Origin of the sequence: Staphylococcus sp. Marseille-Q1834 (genome assembly GCF_916858875.1) — a bacterium.
GTDB classification, from domain to species: Bacteria; Bacillota; Bacilli; order Staphylococcales; family Staphylococcaceae; genus Staphylococcus; species Staphylococcus pragensis.
Genome location: NZ_CAKASN010000001.1, coordinates 432,691 through 457,883 on the forward strand (window position 1 = coordinate 432,691; position 25,193 = coordinate 457,883).

The 25,193-nt window shown below is 32.1% G+C and carries 25 protein-coding genes and 1 pseudogene; 4 read left to right on the forward strand and 22 right to left on the reverse strand.

The annotated features are described in order from the left end of the window. Positions 1–128 precede the first annotated feature (128 nt). Both LIX58_RS02235 and LIX58_RS02240 read right to left on the reverse strand, forming a co-directional pair. Positions 129–620, reverse strand: coding sequence for an SA0632 family lipoprotein (locus tag LIX58_RS02235; RefSeq protein WP_126565043.1), 492 nt, complete (start codon positions 618–620; stop codon positions 129–131). Between the two features lie 67 nt (positions 621–687). Next, positions 688–1,137: a GNAT family N-acetyltransferase gene (locus LIX58_RS02240; RefSeq protein ID WP_154836477.1), complete on the reverse strand. Its 450-nt coding sequence runs from the start codon at positions 1,135–1,137 to the stop codon at positions 688–690. Between the two features lie 128 nt (positions 1,138–1,265). On the opposite strand from LIX58_RS02240, the gene LIX58_RS02245 reads away from it, so the two are divergent. Further along, a complete protein-coding gene (locus LIX58_RS02245) occupies positions 1,266–1,955 on the forward strand; it encodes a DUF1129 family protein (RefSeq protein ID WP_126565041.1) in 690 nt (229 codons plus the stop codon). 112 nt (positions 1,956–2,067) lie between these two features. On the opposite strand, the gene LIX58_RS02250 is transcribed toward LIX58_RS02245, so the two are convergent. The 4 genes from LIX58_RS02250 to LIX58_RS02265 form a co-directional block, all read right to left on the reverse strand. Then, positions 2,068–2,556: a DUF456 domain-containing protein gene (locus LIX58_RS02250; protein WP_126565040.1), complete on the reverse strand. Its 489-nt coding sequence runs from the start codon at positions 2,554–2,556 to the stop codon at positions 2,068–2,070. Continuing rightward, on the reverse strand, positions 2,556–3,776 hold the full coding sequence (locus LIX58_RS02255) for a sugar efflux transporter (protein WP_154836476.1): 1,221 nt from the start codon (positions 3,774–3,776) through the stop codon (positions 2,556–2,558). Before LIX58_RS02255 ends, LIX58_RS02250 begins: the two co-directional genes overlap by 1 nt. Positions 3,777–3,822: 46 nt before the next feature. Continuing rightward, complete coding sequence (locus tag LIX58_RS02260; protein ID WP_126565038.1) at positions 3,823–4,677, reverse strand: LysR family transcriptional regulator; 855 nt, start codon at positions 4,675–4,677, stop codon at positions 3,823–3,825. A gap of 170 nt (positions 4,678–4,847) precedes the next feature. After that, positions 4,848–5,486: a DUF402 domain-containing protein gene (locus tag LIX58_RS02265; protein WP_126565037.1), complete on the reverse strand. Its 639-nt coding sequence runs from the start codon at positions 5,484–5,486 to the stop codon at positions 4,848–4,850. A 219-nt stretch (positions 5,487–5,705) separates the two neighbouring features. Between LIX58_RS02265 and LIX58_RS02270 the strand changes: the two are divergent. Continuing rightward, positions 5,706–6,809 (forward strand): annotated as a pseudogene (locus LIX58_RS02270) (5-methyltetrahydropteroyltriglutamate--homocysteine S-methyltransferase). 81 nt (positions 6,810–6,890) lie between these two features. Here the strand turns inward: LIX58_RS02270 and LIX58_RS02275 are convergent. The 5 genes from LIX58_RS02275 to LIX58_RS02295 all read right to left on the reverse strand — a co-directional run bounded on the left by LIX58_RS02275 (position 6,891) and on the right by LIX58_RS02295 (position 11,912). Further along, positions 6,891–7,373: a cupin domain-containing protein gene (locus tag LIX58_RS02275; RefSeq protein WP_126565035.1), complete on the reverse strand. Its 483-nt coding sequence runs from the start codon at positions 7,371–7,373 to the stop codon at positions 6,891–6,893. After that, positions 7,373–8,089 (reverse strand): YebC/PmpR family DNA-binding transcriptional regulator, encoded by a 717-nt coding sequence (locus LIX58_RS02280; RefSeq protein WP_126565034.1) that lies wholly within the window; start codon positions 8,087–8,089, stop codon positions 7,373–7,375. Before LIX58_RS02280 ends, LIX58_RS02275 begins: the two co-directional genes overlap by 1 nt. 168 nt (positions 8,090–8,257) lie before the next feature. Continuing rightward, positions 8,258–8,617, reverse strand: a complete 360-nt coding sequence (locus LIX58_RS02285; protein ID WP_126565033.1) for a transcriptional regulator, SarA/Rot family — start codon at positions 8,615–8,617, stop codon at positions 8,258–8,260. Between the two features lie 140 nt (positions 8,618–8,757). Then, entirely contained in the window at positions 8,758–10,914 is a 2,157-nt protein-coding gene (locus tag LIX58_RS02290) for a helix-turn-helix transcriptional regulator (protein ID WP_226386034.1), read from the reverse strand. A 320-nt stretch (positions 10,915–11,234) separates the two neighbouring features. Further along, entirely contained in the window at positions 11,235–11,912 is a 678-nt protein-coding gene (locus LIX58_RS02295; RefSeq protein ID WP_126565031.1) for a Bax inhibitor-1 family protein, read from the reverse strand. 434 nt (positions 11,913–12,346) lie between these two features. Here LIX58_RS02295 and LIX58_RS02300 point away from each other — a divergent pair, with 434 nt between their 5' ends. Continuing rightward, the gene (locus LIX58_RS02300) at positions 12,347–13,168 is read left to right on the forward strand and encodes a LysM peptidoglycan-binding domain-containing protein (RefSeq protein WP_126565030.1); all 822 of its coding nucleotides are present in this window, start codon (positions 12,347–12,349) and stop codon (positions 13,166–13,168) included. 341 nt (positions 13,169–13,509) lie between these two features. Here LIX58_RS02300 and LIX58_RS02305 read toward each other — a convergent pair whose 3' ends face one another. From LIX58_RS02305 to LIX58_RS02335, 7 genes are all read right to left on the reverse strand, one after another. Beyond that, positions 13,510–14,514, reverse strand: a complete 1,005-nt coding sequence (locus LIX58_RS02305; protein WP_126565029.1) for an inorganic phosphate transporter — start codon at positions 14,512–14,514, stop codon at positions 13,510–13,512. A gap of 14 nt (positions 14,515–14,528) precedes the next feature. Then, positions 14,529–15,146, reverse strand: a complete 618-nt coding sequence (locus tag LIX58_RS02310) for a DUF47 domain-containing protein (RefSeq protein ID WP_103298500.1) — start codon at positions 15,144–15,146, stop codon at positions 14,529–14,531. A 272-nt stretch (positions 15,147–15,418) separates the two neighbouring features. Beyond that, positions 15,419–17,308, reverse strand: a complete 1,890-nt coding sequence (locus LIX58_RS02315; protein ID WP_226386035.1) for an ABC transporter permease — start codon at positions 17,306–17,308, stop codon at positions 15,419–15,421. Continuing rightward, positions 17,298–18,059 carry an ABC transporter ATP-binding protein gene (locus LIX58_RS02320; RefSeq protein WP_126565027.1) on the reverse strand — a complete coding sequence of 254 codons (762 nt, stop codon included), beginning with the start codon at positions 18,057–18,059 and terminating at the stop codon, positions 17,298–17,300. The genes LIX58_RS02315 and LIX58_RS02320 overlap by 11 nt, the downstream gene beginning before the upstream one ends. 124 nt (positions 18,060–18,183) lie before the next feature. Beyond that, positions 18,184–19,224, reverse strand: a complete 1,041-nt coding sequence (locus tag LIX58_RS02325; RefSeq protein ID WP_126565026.1) for a sensor histidine kinase — start codon at positions 19,222–19,224, stop codon at positions 18,184–18,186. Further along, positions 19,217–19,891, reverse strand: a complete 675-nt coding sequence (gene graR / locus LIX58_RS02330) for a response regulator transcription factor GraR/ApsR (RefSeq protein WP_126565025.1) — start codon at positions 19,889–19,891, stop codon at positions 19,217–19,219. The genes LIX58_RS02325 and graR overlap by 8 nt, the downstream gene beginning before the upstream one ends. Before the next feature lie 15 nt (positions 19,892–19,906). After that, the gene (locus LIX58_RS02335) at positions 19,907–20,830 is read right to left on the reverse strand and encodes an NAD(P)H-binding protein (protein ID WP_126565024.1); all 924 of its coding nucleotides are present in this window, start codon (positions 20,828–20,830) and stop codon (positions 19,907–19,909) included. A gap of 162 nt (positions 20,831–20,992) precedes the next feature. Between LIX58_RS02335 and LIX58_RS02340 the strand changes: the two genes are divergently transcribed. Further along, the gene (locus tag LIX58_RS02340; protein WP_126565023.1) at positions 20,993–21,499 is read left to right on the forward strand and encodes a GNAT family N-acetyltransferase; all 507 of its coding nucleotides are present in this window, start codon (positions 20,993–20,995) and stop codon (positions 21,497–21,499) included. 132 nt (positions 21,500–21,631) lie between these two features. On the opposite strand, the gene LIX58_RS02345 is transcribed toward LIX58_RS02340, so the two are convergent. The 4 genes from LIX58_RS02345 to dhaM all read right to left on the reverse strand — a co-directional run bounded on the left by LIX58_RS02345 (position 21,632) and on the right by dhaM (position 25,173). Next, positions 21,632–22,678: an alpha/beta hydrolase gene (locus tag LIX58_RS02345; protein WP_126565022.1), complete on the reverse strand. Its 1,047-nt coding sequence runs from the start codon at positions 22,676–22,678 to the stop codon at positions 21,632–21,634. Positions 22,679–22,809: 131 nt separating this feature from the next. Next, positions 22,810–23,877 (reverse strand): hypothetical protein, encoded by a 1,068-nt coding sequence (locus tag LIX58_RS02350; RefSeq protein WP_226386036.1) that lies wholly within the window; start codon positions 23,875–23,877, stop codon positions 22,810–22,812. 282 nt (positions 23,878–24,159) lie between these two features. Next, positions 24,160–24,660 (reverse strand): hypothetical protein, encoded by a 501-nt coding sequence (locus LIX58_RS02355; RefSeq protein WP_126565020.1) that lies wholly within the window; start codon positions 24,658–24,660, stop codon positions 24,160–24,162. A 132-nt stretch (positions 24,661–24,792) separates the two neighbouring features. Beyond that, entirely contained in the window at positions 24,793–25,173 is a 381-nt protein-coding gene (gene dhaM, locus LIX58_RS02360) for a dihydroxyacetone kinase phosphoryl donor subunit DhaM (protein ID WP_126565019.1), read from the reverse strand. Positions 25,174–25,193 lie beyond the last annotated feature (20 nt).

The following is a 25,193-nucleotide window of genomic DNA, read 5'->3' on the forward strand; positions in this document are numbered from 1 at the left end:
TACGTTTACCCTACCTCAATTATAATCAAACTTTTTACATACTGTGCTTATATCGCCATCAATCTAAAATGGAAATATTAATTAGACAATGCTTGATTGTCTTGAGTTGTGGAATCTAAAGTGTTTTTTTAATTACTAGATGAACTATTCTCTTCAGATGAATTATCATCAACATTTGAATTTTGAGTGGAATCACTCGACTCATTACTACTATTGGAATTAGACTGTTCTCCGCTATTATTAGAATTTTCAGCGCTTGCATCCTCATTTGATGATGTTTCAGATGACTCATTGCTTTGAGTATCTTGAGAAGCCTTTGATTCCGACTCATTGCTAGACGCTTCACTTGAACTATCTGAAGAATCCTTCTCATTATCACGCTCTTCTTCTTTTTTAGCTGATTCAGTCGCTACCGAATGGTCAACGTCTTTTTCTAATTTTTCGCGTTGCTCATTCAATTTTTCTTTTTGTTTTTCCAAATCTTTCTTTTGATTTTTCAACTCATCATTTTCTTTTTTCAATTGCTTAATATCATGTTCTAATGATGCTCTTTCGTCACTCTTACCACATGCAGATAACATGAGCATTGCAGATAGCAAAAGTACTAACCATTTCTTCATGTTTCTCTCCTTTAATTACAAGTCAATACACCTTATTTTAACACGAATTAAAAATCTGTTCATTGGATTACCTTAAGTCTTTACGCATCTTGAGATGACTAACTTCATACCCTCTCGCTTTGTTAATATGAATCATTTTCTCATTGTTAGCATCTACTGTTCCTTCTATCGCTGAAGCACCTTGATTAACCGCCCATTGTTCTAACATTCGTTTTAATTGTGTAGCATAACCTTTTCCTCGAAAATGAGGACCCGTATACAACATTTCCGTTATTACTGTATCGAAGCTTCGTTCATAATGTCCCCAAACAAAAGCAATTAATTGTGCTTTTTGGCTATCAAGTTTTATAAATATTACATCTTCACTATACTGAAGTCTTCGAACAATCATTTCTTGTCTTAATGCAATCGACATACGCGTAGCATTATAATCTACTTCACGCTGTTCTAAATAATATTCATGGAGTCTCGCAATTGTTTCAATCCATTTTGTATCTTCAATCTTTAACTTTTGCATAAACTTTTTCCTTTATTTTCAGATTATATTCTATACTTAACTATGATATGATTATCCATATTTAACATATATTAATCTATTTTTTTAAAACTAAAAAAGTTTAGACATTAAGGGAGATTAAATCATAAATGAAATCCACTGCCAAGTTAGCACGTGAAAATAATGTTAAATCATTACGCTTAAATAATACAGATAGAGAAATTTTTGAAAACTATATGACGTACGTTCGTGCTGATTTACGTGTTAACCCACACGATAGTGAGCTCATGCTTAATCGTATCTTAAAGCAACTACTTGCTGCTGAACAAGAAGGCACATTGGCTTTAGAATTTTTCAATCATGATCCAGAGGCGCATGCGAAGAAAGAAATTAAATCATTACCTAATGAAACATTTCAAAATATCTTTAAATATATTTTTAGAAATTTTATGTTCTTAATCGGTATATTTTGTTTTTTCAAAGGATTTATTGGGTTCTTTATTGGTGGAGATAACAATGATGTTTATTTATATTCATTTCCTCTTACTGTAATTGTTAGTATTTTTATTATATTTTTATTCATTCTTGTCATATTTAAAACGGTTCAATTACAAAGTTTTAATAATTCTCATTGGATATGGTTATTTAATTATGGACTCATTATTTTATTAATTATTGCGTTATTTTACGTTATTTTTATTCCACAATCATTTTTAAATTTTGGTCCTTATATCCGTATTAGTAATTGGGCTTTTATTATTATGTCGCTCATAATTACACCGATTGCGTTTTATATCGAACATCATTTTGGCAACCAAGATTCAAATACTGTCTTATAAATTAATCATTTTTCCTATCTTTTCAAAATATATACTTTTGATATAAAACGAGCCCATAAATGCGTCTTAGCATTTATGGGCTTTTCGTGTGATTATATATTTTAAATTTTAACTATCCTACAAACCACACATCAATGAAGAACCAAATGACCATGATCACCATGATGATGGCTTGTGCTACTGTACTTGCCAAGAAGGCCATTACTGAGCCAAAACTTGCTTTTAGAGCTTTTCCAAAATCAAAATCTTGTATTAATTCAACGACTAATACTGCTACAAATGGCACGATAATAATACCAAATGGTGGTAAAACAAAGCATCCTACAATAACGCCAATTAATGCGACGTATTCACCTAATTTAGAGCCACCAAATCGATTTACGAAATATTTATTCATTATGAAGTCTGATAATAAAATGAAGACGGTAAATATAATCATCGCTACATAGAATATCCATGATAATCCTTTATCGTGAAAACCGAATTGATAAATTAAAAAACCAATCCATAATATAAGTACAGATGGAATAATTGGTTTAATTAATCCAATAAAAGCAATGATAAATGCTAATATAATTAAAATCCATAGTATGATATCCATTATTCCACTCTCACATCCGCTTCTGTAAATTTTTGATCTTTAGTAAACAAGATTAAAATCATGCCTAAGAAAATAGATGTCGCTGAAACGAAGAACACATTCTCCAAACCAACCCAATGACTCATAGCTCCACCTAATAAATTTCCTAACAATTGACCAATTACCATCGCATTCGCAAATAGCGTCGATGCATAACCTGGGAAATCAGGTAAAATATCTTGGAAGTAGCTAATTCCTAGTCCTAATAGAATCGCTAAAAATAATGCTAAGAAAATTTGGCCAACCATCATCATATAAATGTTCTCAAATACACCAATACTAAAGTAAAAAGCACCACCGCTAATCGCGCCAATAATCAATAGCGTGCGCGTGGCAAATTTCGCTGATAGTATACCTAAAATCACCATGAATGGTACTTCTAAGCCGGCGCATAAACTTGCCAATGTGCCTACATATCCTTCTTGTTCTTTTAAATAATCAGTGACAAATAAAGGCATGTTCATTGTATACATCCACTGACCAATATGTAATAAGATAAAGGCAATAAATGGAATAAAAAGTGTTTTATCCTTCAACATATTCGGGGCTGTTTTCTCAATATTTGCTGTGCCACCTACTTGATCTTGTGGATTTAAGTTCAAGTCCTTATAAAAGAAAATTTGAAGTACTAATGTAAATAAAAGAATAATAACCGTACCGCCGAAGAGGCCTGCGTAGCCTGAATATTGAATTAAGTATGCGCCAATTAAAGGACCGAATAAAAATCCAAATGAGAACATAGAACGCAATACGGTATTAGCAAACTTGGCATTATTTCTGGACGAGGACGCATTAATAGACTCTCTTGCAGATGCATAAAGTTGAGGCATAGCCGGTGCAAATAACCCTTGAAAAATAGCATACACAATAATAAATAACCATTGATTATGTATATAAAAATAAATTGAAAAACTGATGGCTCCCATCAACAATGCGCTTATAATTAATACTTTCCGATTCACTTGATGTGTATCAGAAAAGCGCGCTACGATAGAATTCACCGTAAATTGACTGACTGCCGCTAAAGCTAGCAGTAGTCCGAATTGGTTAGTAGACATCCCCAATTCCTTCGTTGCAAATAAAACAAAATAAGGCACCGTAATGGCGATCCCCATTCCTAATAACATCATATTTACAACAAATAACTTATAGTTTTTAATATGCAATAATGCTGTAAACATAGAATACACCTCAGTTCTTCGAATCAATTGCACTATTTAGAAACTATTATCGAATATAGTTAAGCATAAGCGTAACAAATGATTCAACTTGTGGAAGTTGTAACATACTACTGTCATAACTCATGTAAGTTGAACGGATAAGTGGTTGTGAATCGATATTAACCTTCTCAAATTCAAATAAATTCTTATCGATATTCTTCATCATAATTTCCGGTAATATCGTTACCCCAACACCACTGATTAACATCTCCTTGCATGTCGCAACTTGGTCAACCGTAATCGTCGCGTGATAGTCTTGACCAAGATTCTCATTATACCACTCTTTAATCTGATTAATATAAATTGGATCAGCTTGAAATTCAATAAATGGTAGTTTAGATACTTCTTCACGACGTTCTTTCGGATAAATAAAGTAATGATCATCATCAAAGAGATGACTATTCGTCAAATTCATCACTTTATTTCCGCGTGTAATCATGACGTGATAATCTCTATGATTCGCTTTAATCTGTTCAGTTGATCCTACTTGAACTTGGATTTCTACATTTGGAAATTGTGAATTATATAAGCTAAGCACTTCTGGTAACAAGGTTTGTCCTATTAACGATGAACAGCCTATCGATATTGTCCCATTGACTTCGCCAATATGGGCTTGCATTTTATCAAAAAATAATCGCTCACGTTTTAACATATCACGTGCATGCTCAATAATCATTGCACCTTCTGTAGTTGTGATAAGTTGTTTCTTTGTACGAATAAATATGTCTACACCAAATGAATGCTCAATGGCTTTTAAACGTTGTGTTACTGCAGGTTGTGAAATATATAGAATTTCAGCAGCTTTGCGCAACGTTCTTGTTTCATCTAATGTAATTAATAAACGGTAATCCTCTATTTTCATAGCTTCCCCCTACTTCTGTTTATCCACGAATATGGCTATGACTGTTAAGATAAATGATAGTGAAGGTCATTTATAATAATTAAACTAATGATGTAGTAAACAACGCTTAAGATGTCACATTCATTGCACATAGGATACATATACGTGCGATGTGCGAAGTGCAATGTGCACTATTTAAGATGTGATTTATTTTGTTTCATATGATGCTTATACGTTTTATGATGAGTGATTTCACTTGGTTTATTTGAATGATTGGGTTTGTTTGGTTTATCCAATTTGCTCACCATTTTGTTGTAACAATACATAATACGCTGATTGACTTCCGAAAAGTTCTCACTGATTTCAATCATTAATTGATGCGCAATCATATAGGCTTCATGATATTGTTTTCTAGTGATTTGTCCATTTTCCAAAGCCAAAGCTAAATCATCTTCATCTACGAGTTCATATTCGCCTGTGGAGGGTAAGACTAAAACATCTAAAAATAAGTCTAATGTTCTCGCATTCCCTTTTTGCGTAATATTTTTAATATTAATATCAAAATAGTATTCCAACGGCTGACCTTTATCATCAAACATTGCTGTAATACTATAACGTTTCTTTTCCGGCAAGATTTGTAACCATTGATAGTTATCTTTAGCAACAACTATATTCTGGCCTACTACCGTCACCTCTAAAGGTTCGCGAACCTTCTTCATCGTGACCAAGCCAATAATACCCTTAAATCTATTATTATTTACCTTAACCTCTATGTAATCACGTTCAATAAGGCGACGCCAGTGACGTTTATCTATGTATTTTATTTTCATAAAGCCACCAACTCCTTGTCATTATTATATTAAACTGACCTAGTGATGTCATCTTAAGTCGTATATATTTGTAATTCGCACATATAGTCATTAAAGTTTTCATATTTATTTTACTACATCTATTAATCTTTTAGGGAAAATTGACAAAAATACTCGTATTTGATAACTTTATTTTACATTGTCAGAAAATTCTAAATAGAGTGTAAAGGAGTTTTGCTTATGTCAATTAGACCATTTCGAGCTGATCACGTTGGAAGTCTTTTACGTCCTCAACGCTTAAAAGAGGCACGCGCTAAATTTAGCAATAATGAAATTTCTCAAGAAGATTTAACACAAATTGAAAATGAAGAAATTGAACGTATTATTGAAAAACAAATTGAGATTGGCTTACATAGTATTACTGATGGTGAATTCCGTCGTAGTTGGTGGCACTTTGATTTCTTAGAAAATATTAATGGCGTAGAAGGTTATACACCTGAACACGGTTTAGAATTTGAAGGTGTAGAAACACGTGCACATAATGTGAAAGTCGTGGATAAAGTCAGCTATAATCCTCAACACCCCCACTTTGAGCATTTTAAATTTTTATATGACAAAGTAGATTGACGCGCTACAGCTAAAGTGTCTATTCCTAGTCCTAACCAATTATTCCACCCTAATATATTAAATGAAGATGTTTATCCTAATATTGAAGACTTTGCGCATGATATCGCTAAAGTATATCACCAATCCTTACAAAAATTTTATGATTTAGGTGCACGTTATATCCAAATCGATGATGTGTATTGGGCAGGATTAACTGAAGGTACTCAAAAAGTACGTGGACGTCAACGTACTGATGAAGAAAAAGTACAAGCTAGAGAACTTGCTTATAAAGTGATTAATGAAGCAGTAGACGGTTTACCCGATGATTTGGTATTAACGACACATATTTGTCGTGGTAATTATCAATCTACGTGGGCGATTTCTGGTGGTTACGAAGCCATTGCGCCGTATTTGTTTAAAGAACACTTGCATGGTTTCTTCCTAGAATACGATGATGATCGTTCTGGCGATTTCGAGCCTTTACGTTATTTTAATAAACAGGCGTATGCCGTGCTTGGTTTAATTACATCGAAAACGCCGGAACTTGAAGATAAGGAATTAATTAAGCAACGTGTCAAAGAAGCACAACAATATGTCGATTTAGACCATATTTGTATTAGTCCTCAATGTGGATTCGCCTCTACTGAAGAAGGTAACCGCCTTACTGAGGAAGAGCAATGGGCGAAGTTAGCATATGTTGTAGAATTGGCGAATGAATTGCTAGGTAGTGCTGAATGATAGGCTTGTTAATGTAAGAAAGCTACACGGAGACACGCACCACTCGCCTTTTGGGGGCGAGTGATGGGTGCTCGGTGTAGCTTACTTGTGTGGTAAAGCGTAGCGCTGGATGATTTCTTTATGTTCGGGATACATATGATGTAACTCGTCTTGGGTGAATAACTCGAAATGGTTAAATTCAAATGCTGGCTGGCACATACACCCTACCAAGCTATAACCTTCTGTATCAGTTAGACTTGAGGCGAAGATGGTACCTTTTGGCACGAGGTGTTGTAATACATTCCCCTTTTCCAAAAAAGGACCTAATTGTGCAGTTTGATAATCGCCGTCTGGTGTAATCATATGAATTGTTAAAGGTGCGCCGGCATGATAGTACCATACTTCATCGGCATCGATGCGATGGAAGTGCGAGATATCGCCTGTGTTCAGTAGGAAATAAATGCTACTGAATGGCGCTCTTTCTGAGTTACTCATATGTTCTCGCATCGTTTCTTTAAAGTAGCCACCTTCTGGATGGGGCGTAAGATTAAGATGCTTTATCCAATATTCTGCGTTAACATTCATTATTTTAAGTCCACGTTATGGAATACGTTTTGAACGTCTTCTAAATCTTCAAGTGCGTCGATTAATTTTTCAAATGTAGCTTGGTCTTCTTCAGATAATTCGATATCTGTTTGTGGTAACATTTCAAATTCTGCAATCTTGAAATCTTCAACACCTGTTTGACGTAAAGCATCTTGCACTTGTGCAAATTGATCTGGTTCAGCGTAAACGATGGTTAAATCGCCGTCTTCTACAACGTCTCTTACATCTACGTCTTGTTCCATTAATGCTTCAAGGACATCGTCAGCTGATTTGCCTTCAATACCAAATGTAGCAGTATGGTCGAACATGTAGGCTACTGAGCCAGATACACCCATATTTCCGCCATTCTTACCGAAAGCTGCTCTTACGTCTGAGGCAGTACGGTTTACGTTGTTCGTTAAAGCATCAACGATTAACATTGAGCCACTTGGACCGAAACCTTCATAACGTAGGTGATCGTAGTTTTCATCTCCAGCGCCTTTTGCTTTATCGATTGCTCTATCGATAATGTGATTTGGTACAGAATAAGTTTTAGCTCTTTCAAGCACTAATCTTAATGCTTGGTTAGATTCTGGATTAGGCTCACCTGATTTTGCAGCCACATAAATTTCTTTACCAAATTTAGCATATATTCTACTTGTATTTTTATCTTTTTGGGCTTTTTTCTCTTTAATGTTGTTCCATTTACGTCCCATAATGTCATCTCACTTTCATACTCAATAATCCTTATTATATAGTATTACTCTAGTGTTGTCTAAAGTAGGTGTGTCACATAATGGCTACCTATTTATTACTTTCTTTTTTATTAAAGCACAAAAAAAGACTGACAAAGCATAATCTTTGTCAGTACTCTCCCAATTTTTTTAAATGTTTAAAAATTTTTCCACATCATTAAATAAAGCATCAAATTTTTCAATATTCTTTTTATCCATATAGATAAAAATTTTTCGCTCATCTTCAGTTGAACGAACTTTACTTAATCTTTCTTTTTCTATAAGTCTGCGTATTGAAACTAATAATTTAGTTCTACTTAAATCCAGCTCTTCGATTGCTATCTTTAAAAAAGACTGCATTAAAATTTGTTCTTTCGCAGCATGTTCGTGAGCCAGTTTTAATAAAGCTAAATCATTTAATGTCAACTTATATTGTTTATCGATATATTCTGACAATGCTTTATATTGTTTGTAGAATTCGAGTAATTTATTCAATTTGTCATCATTCAATGCTACTTGCACCTCCAAATATAAGCAGACAACTTAATATCTATTATCCTTCATATTTGGAACCCTGTCGTTTGCATTTGTTTAGAAATATTTGTCGAATTTACTAACAAACTTAAATATTGTTGTGTAAAACTATTTATTTATATCATTTTATCTTTATATAATTTAATAATAATGAGACCATTGTAGTTTAGTTGTATTTTTAACGGTTCATTTTTAAATTGATGTTCAATAATTTTATATGCTGGATGAATTGAATGATTCATTTTTCTTAAGAAATTGTATGACCAGTCATATTTGTCTATAATGTCTTTTGCAATTACATGCTCAATATTACCATGGAAATCGTCGACTTTTTGAATTTTAACTAAGTAATTCCGTTTGTATTCCTCATTTTTAAAGTCTAAATAAATATCCGTTTGATCATAGTCAGCATTTAATGACTCACTTTCAGATACACGCCAATCATATACAAAAATTGTGTAGTGAGTCCCATTGTTAATAACGATATAATTATCTTTAATATATTTAGGATAATTGCTCATTATAATAAGTTGATTAATAATTGTTCCTAGTATAGTCTTAAAGCCATTTTCATCAAATAAGTGTAACGCATTAAACAGATTAGAATAGTGCTTAAAATTAAAACCGATTCCATTAAAATAACATGCTGTTTTAGTAAATGTTTCCATTAATAAAGGCGCACTATTAGTTAAAACGTTGTGGTCACTATTTAAGAAATGATGATTTTCAAAGTTTAAAAATATAAACTTTTGCTCTTCTAAATCTATTTGTTTTAAAATGTCCCTTATATTTTGATAGCGTAAAATATTTTTCACTAACAAACGGTTATTTTCTTCTACAAGGTATGGCATTTTCAATTTAGCATTATCGATGTATAAAAATTCAAAATTCACTCTTTTTATTTGAGATTCTAATGTTTTAAATAGAACAGGATCATTGAGCAATTTGCTTATTTCCAAACCGAATGAAAATCGGGTTGTCTTATGTTGAATTTTTAAAATAACTCTATATATCGATTTTAAGTTAATTTTCTCTAAATCAAACACTAAGCCTAATACATGTTCTTCTTGAACTTGGATGTTATTTTTAGTGAAGTAGTCTAATACATTTTCATAATTTAATTCTAAAAAATTTATTAATTCTAAGTCTTCTAATCTAAAACTAACATTTAACTTATTCTCAATAATATATTTAAAGAGTTGCTGCCATTCATCCTCAGTAAGTTGTTCTTTAAGATCTTTCATATCGACTTTTAAATAAAATTTCAGTGTAGAATTTTCGTGATAAAGTACACGAGCAAATTCTTCTAAAAATAATAATCGAATTTCTTCAACCGTATTAACTTGTACAACTAAGTAATAGGGATGTACTGTACCATCTATTTTAGAATCAACATAAATTTTATGTTCAATTTTTTGTTGATAATATTGTTGTTTTAAGTTAATGAGATTTTCAATTTTATGTAAGTCATCATCTATATGACTTTCATAATCCATAAATATCGTTTTTTCATACTTATTACAGGAACGATAATCATTTGGAGTAATCCCTACATAACTTTTAAACGTTTTGGAGTAACTCGAAGCATTACTAAATCCAACTTTTTCGCTAATTAAACTAATAGTATCATTAGTGGTTAATAATAATTCAAAAGAGTTAGCTATTTTAAGAGTATCTATATATGTTTTAAAGCCTATATTTAATAATTGATTAAATTGCGCTGACAGATTGGATTTAGATGTGAATAATTTAGAGGATATATCTTTTAAAGTTAACTTTTCAGTTATATTGTCATTAATATATTTCAATACTTCACTTAGCTCACCATAGTATGAGAAATTATACTGATTATTCGCTATATTTTTTTCAATACTACCTTGTTTGCCGATAATATTAACGATATCTTCAATAGGTTGTTCATCTTCTGTTGTGGCAGTATTTTTTAAATAATTATCTGCTATTTGCAATAAAGATCGTTTTATCGCATTCACCGAATTGACTAAATTCATTGAATACTTGTAATCGAAAAATTTATAACCTTGTTCTCTAAACCAATCACTAGATATATATAGCATAATAGTCTTAGTATTTTCTCTGATAGAAAAGATATCTGAATTATTAATAATATAAATCTCATCATCTACAGTAACCAGTTTTGTGAAGTGTTTTACTTTCAACTGACCTTCTATTGGAAAAAGAAGTATTATTCCATCTTGACAGCGTTTCATACTATATTCATGTTTGGTTAATAAATGAAAATAGGCACTGGACATACATTCACCTCTTTCTTTTCATGCTAGCTTTACTCTTTTGACCGATTTATTTTTTCCTAAACATATTGATTTAGTGTTTAAATGTAAATCTACCACAATATTAAAACTAAATCAAAAATACACCTATATATAAATTAAGTTTATTTTTTTATTAAATTAATATTCAAAAAAGCTAAAAAAAGATGTCACGTTAATTGCCATCAATTCTTACAAATATAAAGTAACTTGTCATAATAAATAATTACTCTACAAAATTGAAAAGATTGAAAACAATCCGTCAACATCTCTGATATATAATAAGATATTATATATTCTAAATTTTAGTTTTTAAAGCGATTTGCTAATCTTAACACATCTTTAATAATATTTAATAAATTGATAAAGAGGTTGAACCCCATTTCTCTAGGCGTAAAATTACCTCTCTTCATTCTATTAAAATCATATAAGGTATATAGTAAAAATAGAATAAGACCAATAATTGTAATGGCAGTATGATAAATTGGATTATGTACAAACATTCCAATTAAACCACCAATAATAAGTGCAATGAATGCTACAAATAAATACTTTCCTAAACTTGAAGCGTCGCTAATAATAAAATAGCCTAAAATACCAAATACAATAAAGGCACCTATCGCTAATAAAATGTTTTTATAAAATACTTCTGCACCTAAATTCTGAATATATGTCGTGAAAGTGGCATATGATAATAAACCTATGATAATAGCATAGATATGCGAAATAATTAATCCATATTTACGTGCACGTTGAATAAATAATGTAGCTAAAATAAGCACAAATAAAGCAATTGATAACGGTCTTCTCCATTCCATTGGTAAATATTGGCCAAAATAGCAACCTATTCCAAAGATTATCCAATAATATGTGAAGAAGAGCCAAACTTTAGAATAAGCATGAGCACTTTGACTATCGTGTGATTTATGTTTTTGCTTATTTCTAGAAGTAGTCTGCTGAGAAGCATTTGAAGAATCTGCCATGTTTCTAACCTCTCTTTAATAAATTTTATTTTCTCTGTCATTTTGATTGTAACTTATGATCCTTGAATTTTAAAAGTTCCAATCTCTTTCTTACCTTTTCTTTTTTTAATTTAGCAATGTTTTAGCATTACTATAATCATTTTCACCTATTTTAATTGTAAATTTTAGAAGTTACATGAATATGAAATGTTACAATTTTCTTCTTTTATAAAAAATATATATTATTACAAAGCCTTCAAACTCACGTGTATCAACGGGAGAAACTCTTTTACAAAAAACAAGTCAAATGTTAATAATATTACAAGATAATAACAATGCCCAAACTAGTTAAAAATTTTGATAACATATTTACGTGATATATGAATGAAATGATAAGTATTTAAGTAAAAAAACTAATTTATAATAATTATTAGGACTCGAGGAGGATATCAAGTTTGAAAAAGTTAGCATTCGCAGTTTCAGTTACATCTGGGGCCGTCGCATTATTTTCTCATCATAACGCTGAAGCGTCGACACAACACACTGTCCAAGCTGGCGAATCTTTATGGAGTATCGCCCAGAAATACAATACATCAGTAGATAGTATTAAACAGAATAATAACCTTTCCAATAATTTTATTTTCCCTGGGCAAGTACTTACAGTTGGCGGTTCAAGTAATTCTAGTGCTTCTACTTCAAGTACAAATACCGCTTCTACTTCATCATCAGTCTATACAGTGAAATCAGGCGATTCTCTTTATCTTATTGCTAATAAATATGGTGTTTCAGTAGATGCCATCATGAAAGCCAATAATTTATCTGGATATTTAATTACGCCAAATCAACAATTAAAAATTCCTAGTGGCAATAGCACTACTTCTACAGCTACTGCTCCTAAGGCTAATACAACTAACAAAAGTAATAGTTATACTTCTCCTACATACAGTCATCAAAATTTATATACAGCTGGACAATGTACTTGGTATGTCTTCAATCGTCGTGCACAAGCTGGCTTACCAATTAGTACATATTGGTCTGATGCAAAATATTGGGCAGGAAATGCTGCACAAGATGGTTATTTAGTTAACCATGTAGCTACAGTGGGTTCAATTATGCAAACTACTGCTGGTTTTTATGGACATGTAGCATACGTAGAACGCGTGAATGCAGATGGAAGTATTGTAGTCTCTGAAATGAACTATTTAAATGGACCTTACAACACAAACACACGTATTATTCCTGCATCAGTAGTTTCAAGTTATAATTACATTCATTAATTTATTAATTTATTTTAAAATAATGATTAAAGTCTAAAACCATAGAAATCCCCTCCATAATTAAACGTTATGGAGGGGATAACTTTATATAAATAACTTTTTCTCACTTCAATAAATTAAGAGGTCCAACTCAGTCTGGAGGCTTTAAAGAAATGCTTAGATGATTAATGTTACCATACTTGCTTAGATTAAAATCTCAAGATCAGTTCGTACATACTCAAATTTTCCCTCTCAGTAAACAGGTATTTATAGATAAACAAAAATCCTAGTACACTAAATCATCTAAACAGATGTTGTTAGTCTACTAGGAATTTTTTACTGTAGCTACTTCGAATCGATTTCTATAAGAATATACTCATTATCCAGAAGATAACTGCTGCTAAAAGAGCAGAGATTGGTAATGTAATAATCCAAGTGATAATCATACGTTGTGCTGTGCTCCATTTAACACCTTTTGCTCGGTTAGAAGCCCCTACACCAAGGATTGATGAAGATACAACGTGTGTTGTTGATAATGGGAAGTGTAATGATGAAGCAACAAAAATTGTTAATGCTGATGATAAGTCAGCAGCTGCACCATTAGCTGGACGGATTTTCATGATGTTTCCACCAACTGTTTTAATAATCTTCCAACCACCAATGGCAGTACCTAGACCCATCGCAGTCGCACAGGCTATTTTAACCCAAAGTGCAGGTTCAACATTTGCACCATCTTGAACACCTGCGACGATTAAGGCTAACGTAATAATACCCATTGATTTTTGTGCATCATTTGTACCATGAGAGAATGATTGTAATGCTGCAGTAAATACTTGGAAGAAACGGAAATTACGATTTGCTCTCGTTAAGTTCGCATTCTTGAAGATGATTTTAACTAATGTATACATAATGAAACCAACACAGAACGCGATAATTGGTGAAACAATTAATACGATAATAATTTTAGTAAAACCTTGATAATGAAGTACTCCAAATCCTTGAGCAGCAATAGCGGCCCCTGCTATTGAACCGATTAATGCATGTGAAGAAGAACTAGGAATACCATAAAGCCAAGTCACTAAGTTCCAAATAATCGCTGCTACAATTGCTGCTAATACTACCACTAAACCGTGATGCAATTTGAACGGATCTACAATATCTTTAGTAATAGTACCAGCTACGCCAGTAAATGTTAACGCACCGACGAAGTTCATAATCGCTGCTAATAAAATCGCAGTTCTTGGCGTTAATGCACGTGTAGATACTGCTGTAGCAATCGCATTGGCTGTATCATGGAAACCATTGATAAAGTCAAAGATTAAAGAAAATACAACGATAGCTATAGTGACAATTAGTACATAATCCATAAATTAAAACTCCCTTAGCTATTTTTCATAATAATCGTTTCAAAGTTATTTGCTACAACTTGACATTTATCTGCTATTTTTTCCATGCTTTCATAAATATCTTTTATTTTAATTAATGTGATTGGATCTGTTTCACTATTGAAAATATGTTTAATTGATTGTCTTAAGATACCGTCACAGTTTGTTTCAAATTCTTTAATGTTAATAGAATGAATACGCATGTGAGATAATTTTTTATCAACTAATAATCCTACAGCTAATTTCATTTCTGCTACTGCTTTTTGGATGTTTTCTACGAATTCAGCCATATATTCATCCGTGTATTCAATTGAATACATTTCAAACATACCAGCTGTTACTTCCATAGCATCAAGTACATCATCGATAGCGTTACATAAAGATAAAATATCTTCACGTTCGATTGGTGTAATGAATGTTTGATTTAAATCTGTAATAACTTGATGCATAAGTTCGTCACCATGTGACTCGTATGTTTTGATGTTGTCAGAATAAGCTTTTAAATCTAAATGCGTATTGAAATCCATTTTCCCGAATTCAACTGCTGCACGATCCAAGTTAAATACCATTTCTTCTAATTGAACCATGAACTTATCCTTTTTCTTAGTAAACATTATAAAGCCTCCAATTTAGCGATTGTTACCAACCACATTGTTAATTTTTATTCGTTGTAAGACAATTAAATATACAGAATACATTTACGATAAGAACTTTCAAATGCCTATTTCTGACAATTTGTAAATTTTATGTAAATATAATGTTTTACTTTTTTTAAATGTAAGACTCTAATACTGAATTTGTCCCTATTTGAAAATATCACAAAATTTACATATCCACAATTACATTTACAAATTCTTTACAAACAGAAAACATTAGCTCAATTTTTCTAAATTGAGTGATTAATTGTTCGCTTTGAATGGTTGTAAGCTATAATCGCAAAAATACTATAGATTATTGTATAAATGACCATAACTACAAAAATAGGCCTTTGATTACCAAACCCAATTAACTTCATGAATACTAAGGCTGCAAAATAGGCATGTAGCAATGCAATAATTAATGGTAAACCGAAGTTAAACGCTACTTTTAATTTTAAGCCTTGGGCCATATCTTTTTGAGTAAATCCTAATTTACGTAATACTGAGTAGTTTTCTAAATCATCTTCAGTTTCATCAATTTGCTTAATGTAAATAATACATCCTGTGGCTATTAAGAACGCGACGCCTAAGAATGATGAAACAAATAATAAAATACCAGTTAAACTAGATATTTCACTTACAACTTGACTTCTTGTTTGAACATCTTTATTTAAATTACTCACTATTCGTTCTAGTTTAGGAAGATCTTTATTATGTTTTAAATCAAAACCATATTGCGATACAATATTTTTACTTTTTGAATGTGCTTTAAGGTAATTATATTCTTCATGATTAAGCACTAATGTAGGTCCACCTAAATCCACATCTTCTTCAAAATAAATTTTCTTTACTACATTATTTAGTTTAATTTTGACGTTGTGTTTCTTAGTGCCTATGATTGCTGTGCCATGTTCTCTATATTGCATTAATCCGTGTGCTACACCTTTAGGTATAAGTAGCGTGGCTTGCCCTTTTCCTAAAGAAATATTAGAAAAGTATTTGTCACTTGTAATCGTTACACCATATGGCCTACCTGGACTCACATCAAACAAATGATCTTTATATAATTGAGAGTAAACTACTTCTTTAAAGTCATAATTATAATGGATGTGATGATGCGCTAATTCAATTCCAAGTTCATTTGCTGTATTTGCATTTTTCAATGTTACTTCATGGGGTGACTCTAGAAGCACTTCATTGTTTAATGAACTTCGGCTGAGTGCTGCAAAGCATAATACAGAAACTGTAATTGCAGAAATAACTGCCATCACTGTTAGTGAGAATGCATTCTTTCGAATACGAAACATAAGTGACGAGGTAAAAATAACATCATTTACACTTACGTTGCCACCTTTAAAACGCTTCACCATCTTTAATATGAGAGACACAGTGCTTCCGAAAAAGAAGTAAGCCCCGATAACTGTAAGAAATAAAATAATAAAAGGTATAAATATATTATCTATCAGATCAAAGAAACGCGTTGATAAATAATAGCCTACAAGAATTAAAACGATGCCAAATACACCTAAAATAATTTCACCAATAGTGAGCGTCACTTGGTTTTCATCTTTATTTTCGTGAGCTTTCATCAAATTCTGAATGGAATGCTTACTTAAATATATCCAGGCTTGTATGATAATTAAAAAATAAGCCATCACTAAAATTAGCAAGGTCTGTCCAATGGCTTGAAAACTAAAGACAATGGAGACTGAGGTATGTATTCCTAAAATTTTTAATACAATCATTAATAAAATTTTAGATCCTAAAATACCAATCCCAATATCTAAAATAGCAGTAAGTAATAAAATAAATATTTGTTCTAGCATTAACATATAAATAATACGCTTTTTATCTAAACCTATTGTCTGTAAAAGCCCAAATTCATAACTTCGTCGCTTTATAAACAACATGTTGGTATAGATAATAAAAACGATAATAATAATAAATAGAAAATAACCCCCAATCTGAGAGCCTTCTCGCACCATTGATAATGATTGATGTATATGTAAATGATGGACATACTTAATAGTAATAAAACTGAAAAATAATACGATACTAAGAATGAGTGAGAAGAGATAAATAGCATAATGCGTCACGTTTTGCTTAAAATTCTTCCAAATAATATGACTAAAACTCATAAACCATCCCACCTAAAATACTTTGAGCACGTAATATCTCTTTATGGAATGTTTGACTATCATCTTCACCTTGATACAATTGCGTGAACACCTGTCCATCTTTCAACATAACTACACGATTAGAGAAACTGGCCGCTAAAGGATCGTGCGTCACCATTACAATCGTTGCATTATATAATTCATTAATCATTTGAAATCGTTGTAATAAATCTCGCGTATTCTTTGAATCTAATGCTCCAGTTGGCTCATCAGCAAAGATAATCTTTGGATGTGTAATAAACGCACGCGCCGCTGACGTACGTTGTCGTTGACCACCAGATATTTCCGAAGGGTATTTATTACTAATATCAAAAATGTTAAGCCTTTTTGTAATACGTTCGTACCGTTCATTCATTTCTTGTTTACTCAATTTCTGAACTGACAAAGGCAACATAATGTTTTCTTTAACTGTTAAGGTATGTAATAAATTGTATTCTTGAAAGATAAATCCTATCTCTTTCTTTCTAATTTCAGATAACGCCTTATTCGATAATTTTTCTAATTGTTGCTCTCCTAAAATCACTGAGCCGTGCGTCAAATAGTCAATTGAACTTAATACATTTAATAGAGTCGTTTTTCCTGAACCAGATGGCCCCATAATAGACACGAATTCACCTTCATCAATGGCTAAATCAATTCCCTTTAATACTTCTTGCGCGGTTTGTTTCGTGCCATAAGTCTTTGTTACTTGTTTTGCCTCTAATATTGTCAACTGGATAGTTCACCTCATTCTCCTTTATATTCAATATTGCTAAGAATTTCGCACTAATTTAGTCAGTTTTATTATATCCTCTAACGTGATAATAGAAATGAAGATGAAATAACAAATCACGTATTTAGTATGACAGTGTTGTCACTTGACCCATACGTTTTGTGATTTCATTTTGCTTCGGAAAAGTTAATACAAAAGTAGTTCCCTCGCCGACAGTAGATGTTACTTTCACATCTATTCCTAACTGTTGTTTCACACTATCAACTAAATACAAACCTATACCAGAAGACGTGGTTTCATTACGATTTGCTGTAGAAGTAAATCCACGTTCAAATATACGTGGTAAATCTTTGTTACTAATGCCTCTTCCGAAATCTTTAATTTCCAATGCTACATAATCATCACGATTAAAAGTGCGAATGACAATATCTTGATTTTGAGAATATTTCAATGAATTCGATAAGATTTGACGTATCATCATGCGACACCATTTCACATCTGTATACACTTCAGGTGTAATATCAAAATTCAAATCAAAACCTATCCCTTTAGCTTGACTAATGTGGCGTGTTAATTGAATTTCATCAATGACCAACCGCTTCAAAGGAACTAATTCAAAGTACATATCTTTATTTTTCGATTCTAAACGAGTTAAATAAAGTTGTTTATCTAATAACTCATTAATACGCGCCCATTCGTACAATAGTGCTTTTTTATGTTCCACATCTTCTTCTTGATCAATTAATAGCTTCATCGCTGTAACAGGCGTTTTGATATCATGCACAAACTCAGTTAATGACTGTTCTGTATTTTGTATATGCAATTGTTGTTCTACTACTTTTTCTTTTTGATTTGTTAATTTGCGGTACAAATAATCCACCATTTCATGTTGAAATGGATTTTCCGCTAACTCTTTATGCTTAATTTCTTCAATTTCTTTATTGTTATGCAAATGTTGATATATTTTTACTTCTTTTAGAAAAGTAAAAACAAGAAATACACACGTTAAACCAAGATTTAACGAAACAATATAAGCCACGCTACGAATGGCAATATCGTAATCAATATAAGCAATACCTAGTAAAATGAGATGTAAAAAAACTATCCAAAATATCCAATTACTTCGTGTTTTTAGAAACAACCAAAACCACTTTATATTACTCATGTGCCATGTAACCTTTACCTACTTTAGTTTCAATTTGCGTATCCATTTCAATATCAGCTAGTTTCTTTCTTAAACGGTTAACATTTACAGTTAAAGTATTATCGCTGACAAAAGCTTCATCATCCCATAATGCCGTAATTAAGGTATCGCGCGTAACAATTTGATTTTGTTTTTGAATAAGCATTTCTAAAATAATCATTTCTGTTTTAGATAAATAAATGACCTTATCACCTTTTTGAATGCTATCTTTAGATAAATCGACTATTGTATCTTGCCAATTCAGTGTACGCTTTTCTTCCGCACCAAATTCATATACACGTCGATAAATGGCTTGTAACTTCGCAATTAATACATTGGTATGGAAAGGTTTTTGCATATAATCGTCAGCGCCAAGTTCCATACTCATCACTTGGTCCATTGGATTATCACGAGAAGATAAAAATAGAATAGGTACATTAGAAACTTGTCTAATTTTACGGCACCAGTAAAATCCATCGTATTTAGGTAATTGTACGTCCATAATAACAATTTCTGGCTTGGCTTCTTCAAAAGTCTCTATTACCGCACTAAAATCGTTAATACCTGTTACGAAAAAATCCCAATGTTCTAATTCTTTCTTCAGTTCTTGGAATAATGTTTGATCATCTTCTACTAATAATACTTGCATGATTTTATCACCTTATCATTTTGTATATTTCATTTTTTCTCCAGATTGGACGCGTCCATTGAAATGTTTAATACGACAATCAATTTCAAATCCTCTCATAATTAAGCCTTGTATTGGCGCTTGAACAAAATAATACACTGGCCAGAATAATCTAGGAATGTAGTCGTATAAATGGACTATAACGAGACGTGTACCCTTAATTTGGCGAAATTCTAACTTCCCTTGTTTTTTAAAATTAGGTTTAACCAATGAACCGCCTACAAGATGTAATGTAACTAGTCCAACATCATTTTCCATCTTCTTTAAAATTAATAACGGCTTATCCTTGTTACGTGAATAAATAACATAATTATCATCTTTTTTATGCGTATGTACAAATGTTCCTCGTGTCTCATTAAGCCATGTAAAGAAATAATCAACGATGTGCGTTAATGTCCACTTTCTAGGCAAGATAATTCTTAACGCTGTACGTACATCATCATATTTAGATACTTGTAGTTCTACATTAATATGAGGCCGTTTAATTTGCGTATTGGTTGTTTCTACAGGCACCCCGTAACGTTCCAAACGTTGTACCGTTTCACTGTCGAAACGACTACCGCTCACGTACACTATTTTATGAACCCCTTGTTTAGCTGCAGCTCGAGCAAAATTATCTGCAGCAATTAAATTTAAATCACGTGCCGTTGCTTGAGTTAATTTAGCAGAGTTTTTATTCGGATCTAAATAATAAACGGCAATGTCCATTCCTTCCATAGCTGCTACAACATCTTCATAATTATAAATATCCCTTTGCAACCACTGAATGCGATTATTATGTTCTTTTTTAGTATTTGGATATTTAGACAATGCATATAAGTTAACATCATTTTCTATTGCATTACTAATATATTTACCAATATAACCGCTACCGCCAGCTAATAATACATTCGGTTTCATAATCAGAATTACTCCTTTAATTTTCGAAATTTTTTTATTATATGTATATACAAAAATTATTGGTATAATAACTTTTGAGATAAGAGGAAGACCTAAATCTATTTAATTATAAAGATTTAAAAGTCTATCCCTTTTAAATGCATTACATTGGGAGGAAGCCAAATGGCTCATATCATTCGCGAAATCAGTATCAAAGACGTTGAAGCTTTTATAAAACTTCTTAGTAAAATCTATGATGAATCTGACTATACACTTTATAATCCTGGCGAGTTCACACCAAGTGTTTCGAGTATTAGTGACTATCTAGAACGCATCATTACCTCTCCACGTAATACGATTTATGTTGCCGAACAAGATGACCAATTAGTAGGATCTGCACTAGTTACCACTGAAGAGTTAGAGCGTACAAAACATGAAGCCGTGCTTACAGTTGGTGTCAGTCAATTATATCAAAAACATGGTGTAGGATTAGCACTCATCAATGCTGTAGAGGCTTGGGCAATTAATCACGACATTAAACGTCTCGAAGCTTCAATTGTTCCTGAAAATGACCGTGCTGTTGAACTTTTCAAAGGTGCTGGTTTCAACATTGAAGGCGAACTTAAAGACAAATTATACATCGATGGCAAATACTATAATAAATATGTCATGGCCAAGTTACTCATCTGAATAATTACAGTATATATTATACGCTAATCATAGTCATAATGATTCATTTTAATCATACATTTAATTCATCTAATATAATAAAAACGTCCTGATAGGAATTGCTTTCAATTCTCAGGACGTTTTTTGTTAATTTTAATAAGGTGATAATGAAAAATGGCTATCTGAATTCGTCGAACCATCTAGTGGTGCTTGTTGCTGTTGTTCAACACCTGAAGATGACGTATTACGACTTAAAAATTCAAGAACCCGCTTCATATTTTCTTTAGATTCTGGTTTATCCAAATGAAATTGATACTGATGATGTAAATGATGTGAACCATCATAAAATAATGTACTGACAGGTACATTTTCTTCTTTCAACTTATGGTAAAACTCAATGTTTTGACTATAGAATGGATCGGCATCACCTACTGATAAATAAGTAGCTGGATAATCTTTAGTGACTTGATTAATGGTAGACATTTGAGAAATATTCTTAAACTCTGTTTCCCAATGGCTTTTACCAGTATAACTGCGCATAAACATTTGAATTCTAGGGAATTCCGTCGCTCTAACTGTCTTCATGTCATAGAACCCACCAAAAAAGATAGCACCTTTCAATTGTTTTAGCGTAAATTGTTGTTTAAAATTCATTTCTTGTCTTAATTGGGGATTAGTTTGCATTGCGACGAATTGACTTGTTAATTGTGCACCAGCCGAATCTCCACCTATCACAACTTGATTCCAATCTATTGGAAAATGTTCTTTATTATTCTTGATAAATTGTACTGCTTCGTCCATTTGGATCAAAGGTGTAGGATACTTAAAGTTTGGCGCTAAAGCATAGTTGACATTAACGACTACATAGCCCTGTTCTACGATTTGCGAAAGTAATGGATTCTTATACTGCTTATCTCCTGCTACATAACCACCACCATGCATCCAAAAAATAACAGGCAATTTATTATCTTTATCCACGTCAGTAGGCGTCATGATATCTAATTGACTGCCTGGTATATGTGAATTGTAAGTTATATTTTGAAAAAGTTTAACGTTCGGATTATCGACTTTTACCTTTTCACGGGCAATTTGTTGTTTTTTTGTGTGTTGATAATGTGAATATAAATTCCACGCTACCAATCCTCCCACAATTAACACAACTATACTTGTGATGGTTAGCCATTTACGTTGGTTCGTCATCCCTTGCAGTCCTTTCAACTGATGATTGGTGATTTGGTTCTGCCTTTTCAAAAAAAGAAAAAGCAATCCGTATCAAGTTCACGAATTGCTTTTAAGGGTAAAACATTCAATCTAAATTGTAAAGTCTGGGTTTATGCAATATGGTCTTTATCGTCTTTCTTACGTAGGTAGTATTTAATTAATACAGCTACAACGATGAATAGACCAACAACACCCATAATGTTATATAAGAAATTGATTAAATCTGCGAATCCAACGAAACTTAGGATAAACGCAGCAATCATCATTACGATAATGAAGATATGATATTTTTTGCTATAAGGCTCTGTAAAACGAGCAGCAAATGAATAGCATAGACCTAAGATAGTATTGTACATTACCGCTAACATAATAATAGTAAGTACAAGTCCAATCCAAGGATTAATATCATTAGCTAATGTTAATGTTGGAATTTCAACATTTTTAATATGAGGATATTCTGCTTGTAAGGCGAAATTGATTAATGCTAATAGGATAGTATAAATGAAGCCACCAAACATTGCACCAGCACCTGATATTTTACGTTTTGTTGCGTCACCACCGATAGCAACGATGGTACTAAAGCCTACTGCAAAGGCTAAACCGCCATACATTAATCCTCTTACAATACCCCAGAAGACACTTGTTTTGTCTACTGTTTGATTCACTTCACTGATTGAAACGCTACCTGCAAATAAATAATAAACGGCAATAAGAATTACCATAATAATTAAGAATGGTGTAACTACTCCCAGTGCGCTAACAATCTTATTGAAGTCGAGTAATAATGTTAAATAGATGATAACTGTCATAATCAGAGCGCCTAACCAAGTCGGAATTCCGAAACTTTCTTGGAAGGTTGACCCTGCACCGGCTATCATCGTAACAGCGATACCGAATAAGAAGAAAACAAGAATATAGTCGAAAATCTTACTAAATTTTTCCCCAAATAAATACTGTAATGTTGATTCATGGTTTGTGGCCTCAAAAGCGGTACCAATCTTCGCAACTTGACGACCGATGAAACCAAGAATTAAACCTGAAAGTAATACACCAATATATGACCATAGACCATATGGTGTAAAGAATTGCATAACTTCTTGGCCAGTTGAGAATCCAGCACCGACCACAATACCCACATAAGCGAAACCAATTTTTATAGCTTCTTTATTTAACCCCATGCGTTATAATAACCTCCTTATATTTGACACGTTGTGAATTATAACGTATTGATAAGAATATGCAACAGTGTATATTCGTTAAATGACAACGATTTGGGCTATCATACCTATTCTGATAACGATTAGAAGAAATTAAATTATTTCTTAAAAATGTAAATGTTCGACGTTTTTTTCATAAATGAGTAACTAGTAATAGAGGAAAAATACACTTTTTAAAAATATATAAATAAAAACCAGTATAAAGAATATACTTACCCTTCATACCGGTTTCGTTAAATTTATTTAATTAGAACGACCATATTGTTGTAATTCATTAATGTCCACCACGACGTTATCCATGTGTTTTGCTGTTTCTTTTAATGCGTTTCTAGCAACATGGTTACTTGGATCTAATTTTAAAATTTGTTTAGCTACTTTAAATGCTTCAGAATCTGAAATAACAGGTTCAGGAATAGCATGTAGTAATAACATTTGTAGTAAACTTTTAATTTCTTGACCATTTGTTAACTGAATAGAAGATTGTGCGTGATAATACGCTGAATCAAGCGCGCCTTCTACTTCACTTAATGGGTAAACTAATAATAGGAATGCCAAGTCATGCAATTCAGCGCTTTCTTCAAATTTAATCATATCTAAGATACATGTATAAAACATCATACTTTCATGTTCATGGGCGCAAGAAATATAAGCCTCTTCGAAATCTAAGAAGTCAGCTTGAGTCATAAGTTGTCTAACTTGTTCAAATTCACCATTCAGTACATAATTCTTGATGCGCTCTTGCATGGTATTGCCCTCCCATATTAGTTTTTACAATACTATTATTTTACCACAATTAATTTCATTTTCTATTTTATAAATAAATTAATCAACATTCAATTTGTTTACTCTAATAAGTATTAATATCCAACCGCTGTTCTATTTAAAAGAAGCTGACTTAAATGAAGCTTTCTCAATTTCTTCAATTGCGTCATTCACACTTCCACCTACTGATAATTTAACAGCTGCTGTAAAGCTACCTTCTACAATTGGCGCATTAATTTTTTTAATATTATAAGGACCATTGTACGTTTCAATCGCTAAATCAATATTCATTTCTGCAGAACCTAAATCATAAAAACATAAAGCATCATCGTCTAAATCATTCAATATCTTTTGAACTTCATCTAACGACGTACTTAGGCCATGGTCTACGCCACCATATGTAATTATTTTAACACCTTTTGCCATATTATTCAGTAAGGCTTTAGTCCCATTTGCGATGTCTTCACTATGACTCACAATGACGATTATTGCCATTATTATCCACCTCTAGTTAT